6 protein-coding genes are annotated in these 7,466 nt (G+C 32.2%); 3 read left to right on the forward strand and 3 right to left on the reverse strand.

Features of this window, described 5'->3' with window-relative positions:
- Positions 1 to 27: 27 nt before the first annotated feature.
- Positions 28 to 1,092 (forward strand): endonuclease/exonuclease/phosphatase family protein, encoded by a 1,065-nt coding sequence (locus JCM15092_RS13745; RefSeq protein ID WP_024995147.1) that lies wholly within the window; start codon positions 28 to 30, stop codon positions 1,090 to 1,092.
- Here JCM15092_RS13745 and JCM15092_RS13750 read toward each other — a convergent pair.
- Positions 1,089 to 2,231 carry a hybrid sensor histidine kinase/response regulator gene (locus JCM15092_RS13750; RefSeq protein WP_024995148.1) on the reverse strand — a complete coding sequence of 381 codons (1,143 nt, stop codon included), beginning with the start codon at positions 2,229 to 2,231 and terminating at the stop codon, positions 1,089 to 1,091. The genes JCM15092_RS13745 and JCM15092_RS13750 overlap by 4 nt on opposite strands.
- A 5-nt stretch (positions 2,232 to 2,236) precedes the next feature.
- A complete protein-coding gene (locus JCM15092_RS13755; RefSeq protein WP_024995149.1) occupies positions 2,237 to 3,175 on the reverse strand; it encodes a UDP-glucuronic acid decarboxylase family protein in 939 nt (312 codons plus the stop codon).
- A 172-nt stretch (positions 3,176 to 3,347) separates the two neighbouring features.
- Between JCM15092_RS13755 and fabD the strand changes: the two genes are divergently transcribed.
- A complete protein-coding gene (fabD, locus tag JCM15092_RS13760) occupies positions 3,348 to 4,235 on the forward strand; it encodes an ACP S-malonyltransferase (RefSeq protein WP_024995150.1) in 888 nt (295 codons plus the stop codon).
- A 151-nt stretch (positions 4,236 to 4,386) separates the two neighbouring features.
- Complete coding sequence (locus tag JCM15092_RS13765; RefSeq protein WP_024995151.1) at positions 4,387 to 6,096, forward strand: alpha-amylase family glycosyl hydrolase; 1,710 nt, start codon at positions 4,387 to 4,389, stop codon at positions 6,094 to 6,096.
- Positions 6,097 to 6,123: 27 nt separating this feature from the next.
- On the opposite strand, the gene JCM15092_RS13770 is transcribed toward JCM15092_RS13765, so the two are convergent.
- The gene (locus tag JCM15092_RS13770; protein ID WP_024995152.1) at positions 6,124 to 7,209 is read right to left on the reverse strand and encodes an HpaII family restriction endonuclease; all 1,086 of its coding nucleotides are present in this window, start codon (positions 7,207 to 7,209) and stop codon (positions 6,124 to 6,126) included.
- Positions 7,210 to 7,466: the final 257 nt, after the last annotated feature.

The raw sequence follows: 7,466 nt of genomic DNA on the forward strand, positions 1-7,466 counted from the left end.
ATATTTGCAAATAAATAATAATACAATATGGGAAAGTTAGCAGTAAAAAAATTGGCATATTTCATATCTATTCTATTTACTTTTCTTATCCTTATTCTTTCGATAATAGCTAATTATTCAGGTACTATTGACCCTAATGATAATATTAGTGCTGCTTATTTTACATTTTCCAGTCCTATCTTTGTATTAATCAATTTAATTTTACTTTTATATTGGGCGATAAGATGGAGATATTGGTTCATTATACCTCTTCTAGGATTATTATCACTTAATAATTACATAACCTCTATGTATCAATTGTATAGTAGCACTAAGTACAGTTCAGACAGCAAACTGACACTTGTTACATACAATGTTCATTCTTTTGGTAATGAAGTCACAGGATATTCTGCTAAAGAATTTGCCAAATTAATGAATAAAGATGATGTCGATGTTATCTGTCTTCAAGAATATATTGGGAATGGGGATTTTACAATAAATGATATTTTTGATACGTTTTCTAAATTTTACCCATATTCTTATATTTCCACCAGCCCTAGTTTAGCAATCTATAGCAAATATCCTATTTCAGATGGGCAATCCATTCCATTCAAGCAGAGTAACAACGGTGCTGTATGGGCAGATATAGATGTTAAAGGTATGAAAGTTAGAGTCATATCTGTTCATATGCAAACAACAAGCTTTGATAGGTTGCGCTCAAAAATGGCTAAAGCTGAAGAGGCAAATAATAGCGATGAGAAACAGAATATATTAGAACAATATTATAGTAATAGTCTAAATAATAATATTAGAAAAAGAGCAAACCAAGCAAAGCAAATTGCTGAACTAGTTAATACTACCAATACTCCAGTATTACTTTGTGGAGATTTTAACGATATACCAAATAGTTACACTTACAATACCCTAAAAGGATATCTTAAAGATGGATTTAAAAGTGCAGGAAAAGGCTTTGCACACACATATAAAGGATTATATAATACAATGCGAATTGATTATATATTTTATGCTGATGCTTTCTCTCCTATCAGATATGAAACTATACCATTCGATATGAGTGACCATAATCCTGTACTAATGGAAGTTGGATTTTAATTATCTTTTAGTGGTACAGAGAAGAAGAATGTAGAACCCTTACCTTCTTCTGATTGAAGCCAAAGATCACCTCTATTCTTTGTAGCAAAATCTTTACACAATAATAAACCAAGACCAGATCCTTCTTCATTATTAGTTCCATATTTACTAAAGTGAGTTTCCGAATTGAATAATTTCTGCTGTTCTTCTTGACTCATTCCTTTTCCGAAATCTTTAACACTAACAACAGCCATATTACCAATTTTCTTTACTTCAATAATTATTTTAGAGCCAGAAAAACTGAACTTTATTGCATTACTCAATAAATTTCTAGTTATAGTCTTTACCATATCAATATCACCACGCACATTAATCTCTTCGTTAGAATCAAAAATAAGCTCAATATTTTTAGAACTTGAAACTAAACTAAATATTTCAAATACTCCTGAAATAGATTTTACTAATTCAAAGTCCTGAAAAACGACTGTTAGTCTACCTGTCTGAGTTTTTGTCCATTTCAGAAGATTATCAAGTAAAGTAAATAGCTCTTCAGTACTTTTATTTGCACTATCAAGCATTTCATACTGTTCTTCTCCTATCATTTGTGGAGACATAGTCATAACAAACATATTCAGTACCATCTTAATAGAGCCAAGAGGAGAACGTAAATCATGAGCTATAACAGAATACATTTTATCTCGTCCCTGTATTGTCTTCTTCAATTCCTCTGTTTTCTGAAGAATAATACGCTTCGCTGCAATTAGTGATATCTGATGATTAACTCGTATTACAAGTTCTTCTTTATTAAATGGCTTAGAGATAAAGTCATTTGCTCCTACTTTAAATCCTGTAACAATGTCTGCTGTAGAATTAAGTGCAGTCAAAAATATAATTGGAATATGTTGGACTTCAGGATCATTCTTGAGTTTTTGAGCAACTTCAAATCCGCTCATACCTGGCATCATGACATCAAGTAGAATCAGATCTGGTTGTTGTTTTTTTGTTATATCTATTGCTTCCATACCATTACTTGCTGTAATGACGTTGAACTTTTGTGCTGCTAACAATACTTTCAGCAAAAGTACATTAGAAATAACATCATCAACAACTAATATAGAATACTCAGAATAATTTATTTCAACATTTAAATCTGTAGACATAACTTTTAATTTTGTAATTCTTTTCGAAAATAATCAATAACATAATCCAAACCCTCTTCCAAATCTATTTTAGGTTCCCATTCTAATTTAGCTTTAGCCAAAGTTATATCTGGTTTTCTCTGTTTCGGATCATCCTGTGGGAGTGGCTTATAAATTATTTTTGAAGAACTTTTAGTTTTTCTGATAACCATTTCTGCCAATTCAAGCATAGAAAATTCTCCAGGGTTACCAATATTAACAGGACCAGTGAAACCTCTTTCTGTAGCCATCATACGTAACATACCTTCTATAAGATCATCAACATACTGAAAACTCCTAGTTTGACTTCCATCCCCATAAATTGTCAAATCCTTACCCTTCAAGGCCTGTACAATAAAATTTGAGACTACACGCCCATCGTTTTCACACATATTTGGTCCATAAGTGTTGAATATTCTTATAATTTTAACATCAACATTGTATTGTCTATTAAAATCCATACATAATGTTTCTCCACATCTCTTCCCTTCATCATAACAAGAGCGACAGCCTATAGGATTAACATTACCCCAATCCTCCTCTTTTTGAGGATGACTTAATGGATCTCCATAAACTTCACTTGTAGAAGCCTGAAGCATTTTTGCCCCAGTATTTTTAGCAATATTAAGCATGTGAAAGGTACCTAGAATAGCAGTCATCATCGTCTTAATAGAATCATATTGATAATGTATAGGGGAAGCTGGACATGCTAAATTATATATTTCGTCAACATCTTTCCAAAATGGATAAATAATATCGTGTTCTATTAACTCAAAATTCTTATTTCCAATGAGTTTCTTTATGTTTTCGCGTGACCCGGTAAAGAAATTGTCAAGACATATTACATAATACCCCTCTTTCAACAAACGAGCGCACAAATGAGAACCAATAAAACCAGCACCACCACTTACTAGAACTCTTTTAATCCTCATATTTTTGTCGGTTATAATTTATTAGCAAATATATATATTTTTCTAAATAGTTAAAATTATATCTATGTAAAATAAGTTCTTGACTTTTATATAGATAAACAATATAATTTCCATATTCAAAAGAATTAACTAACTTTGCTCCAGTTTTATTAAAAATAATATTTATATGAAAGCATTTGTATTTCCTGGACAAGGAGCCCAGTTTGTCGGAATGGGAAAAGATCTATATGATAATTCTCCTTTAGCTAAGGAACTATTTGAAAAAGCAAATCTAATTTTAGGTTATCGCATTACTGATATAATGTTCAATGGAACTGACGAAGAACTTCGTCAAACAAAAGTAACACAACCTGCTGTATTCCTTCACTCTGTTATTTCTGCATTATGCATGGACAACAAGGTTGAACCTGATATGACTGCAGGACATTCTCTTGGAGAATTTTCAGCTTTGGTTGTTGCTGGTGCTCTATCATTTGAAGATGGATTGAAACTTGTTTATTCTCGTGCCATGGCTATGCAAAAAGCTTGCGAATTACAGCCTTCAACTATGGCTGCGATTATTGGATTATCTGATGAGAAAGTTGAAGAAACATGTGAAAAGATATCTAAAGAAGGAGAAGTAGTTGTTGCTGCTAACTTTAATTGCCCAGGGCAAATCGTTATTTCAGGAAGTATAGAAGGTATTAATAAAGCATGTGAAGAGTTGAAAGCTGCAGGTGCAAAACGCGCATTGCCACTTAAAGTTGGTGGAGCATTTCACTCTCCATTAATGAATCCTGCTAAAATTGAGTTAGAAGAGGCTATAAAATCAACTGCATTCCATACTCCCAAATGCCCTGTTTATCAAAACGTTGATGCTCTGCCACATTCTAATCCAGAAGAGATTAAAGCTAATCTAGTTGCACAACTTACTGCATCTGTACGCTGGACTCAATCTGTTAAGAATATGATTACAGATGGAGCTAATGAATTTACAGAGTGTGGTCCTGGAGCAGTATTACAAGGACTTATCAAGAAGATTGATAGCTCTGTATCAGCTCAAGGAATAGCTTAATTTTAACATGAAAACAATCAATACTATGCCCGTACTTTCGTTTAAGATTACGGGCATTATTGTTATATTACTAATGTGGACTTCATCTTTCACTCAAGCAAAAACGAATAATAGCACTGATTGTTTTTACGTTGATAGAATGTCCACGACTATGAGTGATAAAAATGATATGAAGCAAAAGATTATTATTTATCAAGTACTTACAAGATTATTTGGAAATCCATGTATTAATCGTATCCCTGATGGTTCAATTGTAGAGAACGGATGTGGGAAAATGAATTATTTTACTACAAAAGCTCTGAAACAGATTAAATCATTAGGCATTACTCATATTTGGTATACTGGGCTTATTGAGCATGCCACTCAAACAGATTATAGCAGATATGGTATAAATAAAGATAATCCTATAATTGTGAAAGGAAAGGCAGGATCACCTTATGCTATAAAAGACTATTACAATATTGACCCTGATTTAGCAGAAGATGTTGAGAATAGAATGGAAGAATTCAATAATTTATTGAAAAGAACACACGATGTTGGATTAAAGCTCATTATAGATTTTATTCCTAATCATGTTTCAAGAGAGTATCATTCTAACTCAAGACCTAAAGGTGTAAAAGACCTTGGTGAAGACGATGATAATTCTGTAGCTTTTTCTAATCAAAATAACTACTATTATATCCCAAATACTAAACTTGAAGGTATTACTAATCTACATGATGTAAATCAGAAACCTTATATTGAATTTCCCGCCAAGGCAACAGGAAATGATAGATTTGATGCATATCCTAACTCATCGGATTGGTATGAAACAATAAAACTAAACTACGGAGTTGACTATCTAAATAATAGAACAAAACATTTTGATCCCATACCTAACACTTGGATTAAGATGCGTGATATTCTACTTTTTTGGGCAAAAAAAGGTGTAAACGGATTTAGATGTGATATGGCCGAAATGGTACCGGTAGAGTTTTGGGAATGGGCTATACCACAAGTTAAACAAGAATATCCTGAAGTTATTTTCATTGCAGAAATATATAACCCTGGAGAATACAAAAATTATATTTACAGAGGACAGTTTGATTATCTATATGATAAAGTAGGGTTATACGATACACTAAAGTCAATAATGTGTGGATATGAATCTGCAAGTGTTATATCCAATAGATGGCAAAGTCTTGGAGGTATTGAGAAGAAAATGTTAAATTTCCTAGAAAATCATGACGAGCAACGTATTGCTTCCGACCAGTTTGCAGGAAGTCCATATAAAGGTTTCCCTGCTATGATAGTAAGCGCTTGTATGAACACTAATCCGATGATGATATACTTCGGTCAAGAACTTGGAGAACGTGGAATGGATAATGAGGGTTATAGTGGCAGAGATGGAAGAACTACAATATTTGACTACTGGAGTGTTGACTCATATTGGAGATGGCAGATTCAAGGGAAATATAGTGACAAGAAACTTAGTAATGTAGAAAAGAACACAAGGGAATTTTATTCTAAGCTTCTTAATATTTGCAAGGATGAAAAAGCTATAAGCAATGGAGAGTTTTTCGATTTGACCTACGCAAATAAAGGCTCAATAAAATACAATGAGCACAAACAGTACTCATTTCTTAGGAAATATGATAACGAGTTATTACTTATAGTTGCAAACTTTGACTCTATTCCAACAAGAACTGAAGTAAGTATACCTGCTCATGCATTTGAATACTTAAAGATTCCTAACAACGTAGAATTCAAATATCAGGAACTTATTTCAGGGACAGATGGTAAATTATCAATGGTTCCTGATGGAAAGGTTACTATACAATTAGAGCCTTACAGTGGTAAGATTATAAAAATTAAACTATAAAAAAAGAGTCATCTATGATGACTCTTTTTATCTCTTAACAAAACCTATTTTAAGATTAAGTTTAAAATAGAAGATGTTATTCTCTCGTTCTAAATATCCGTATTTGTCTTTTTCTGTTGAAGATCTTTCAAATCTAGTATTGTTATAAAGAAATTCTTCTGTCCTCTCCTTGTCAGAGCGTGTATACATAACAAGATCACCATTCCCATCTACGAAAATATAAGCTCCTATAGCAGAATCAACGCCTCTAAATATCTTAGCAGGTCTCATACCAAAAGCCAATGCCATAAGGAATTGTTTCATTTTATATTCGTAATACGAATGCTTTTCAATAAGCTCATCTTTTATTTTTAATGGATTTATTCTCTTTATTGCCTCTACTAATTCCGGAATTTTAGTAATACCATCAAGCTGCATGACTCTTAACATTTCTGCAAGCATTCTAGGAAAATGTAAATCAATCATAGAAAGATTGCTTTTAAATACTTTATCAGCAACATCGTTATATTTTAATACTCCTCCCAATCTCTCAATCATCATCATTCTTCCCAATACATCGTCTTCTTCGCCAAATGCATTAATTTTATTAACTGTCGGAGAAGCAAATTTGACGCCTGATTGTTCGAATTTAAAGTTGGCTGTTCTTCCACCATCAAGTAAAGGTAATAATCCTCCTATTTTAGATCTTACACAAAATCCTATAAGAGGAGCTTCCTGAGAGTATATAGCAATATGAAAGTCTGTTCTATCTTCTGTTTTAGCCGCCAAATCAAATATTGCAACTTCATCAAGAAATTCCTCTACACCATCAGGAGAAGTTATTTCACTTTCAGAAGTTGATTTCAATGCATATAGTATTGAAGATGCTACATCAGAAAATTTTTCCTTTTTTACTCTTTTATCAATATTATCGCCAATGATATGTATATAATCACCATCAATAATATACTTTCTTGTACCATCATGTTCCTCACGCTGAACGAATGAGATTGGATATAAGCTATTCTCATCTCTCTTCATTTTTGAATCACCGGAATACAAAACGCCATCCGCTAGAATCTTGAAAAAAGCATAAATCTCGTTCCACTCTCTTTTATCTGCCTCAAATGCCATAAATTAAACTTATTATTTGTGTAAAGGTAAATAAAAGATTTCTTAATATAATATTATCATAATAATACTATAATTAAAGTATGTTAGTTAACATGCTAATTGAAATAATGATTAGCAAAATCGTCAAGACACGATAATATTGTATGCGTTATCAGTGTACTAAATTAAAGGTTAACAAATATTGGAGCAAAGCCCTGCCCCAATATTTCATTTTATGATATCGTCATTATCATTTATAAGTTTTGTAGATTCCTTAA

Origin of the sequence: Phocaeicola paurosaccharolyticus JCM 15092, from assembly GCF_000613805.1 — a bacterium.
In the GTDB taxonomy this organism is placed as follows: domain Bacteria; phylum Bacteroidota; class Bacteroidia; order Bacteroidales; family Bacteroidaceae; genus Phocaeicola; species Phocaeicola paurosaccharolyticus.

Excerpts from the sequence above, each read along its gene's own strand:
- JCM15092_RS13745 (WP_024995147.1), top strand. The coding sequence starts at position 28 with ATGGGAAAGTTAGCAGTAAAAAAATTGGCATATTTCATATCTATTCTA.
- JCM15092_RS13750 (WP_024995148.1), bottom strand. The coding sequence starts at position 2,231 with ATGTCTACAGATTTAAATGTTGAAATAAATTATTCTGAGTATTCTATA.
- fabD (WP_024995150.1), top strand. The coding sequence starts at position 3,348 with ATGAAAGCATTTGTATTTCCTGGACAAGGAGCCCAGTTTGTCGGAATG.
- JCM15092_RS13765 (WP_024995151.1), top strand. The coding sequence starts at position 4,387 with ATGAGTGATAAAAATGATATGAAGCAAAAGATTATTATTTATCAAGTA.
- JCM15092_RS13770 (WP_024995152.1), bottom strand. The coding sequence starts at position 7,209 with ATGGCATTTGAGGCAGATAAAAGAGAGTGGAACGAGATTTATGCTTTT.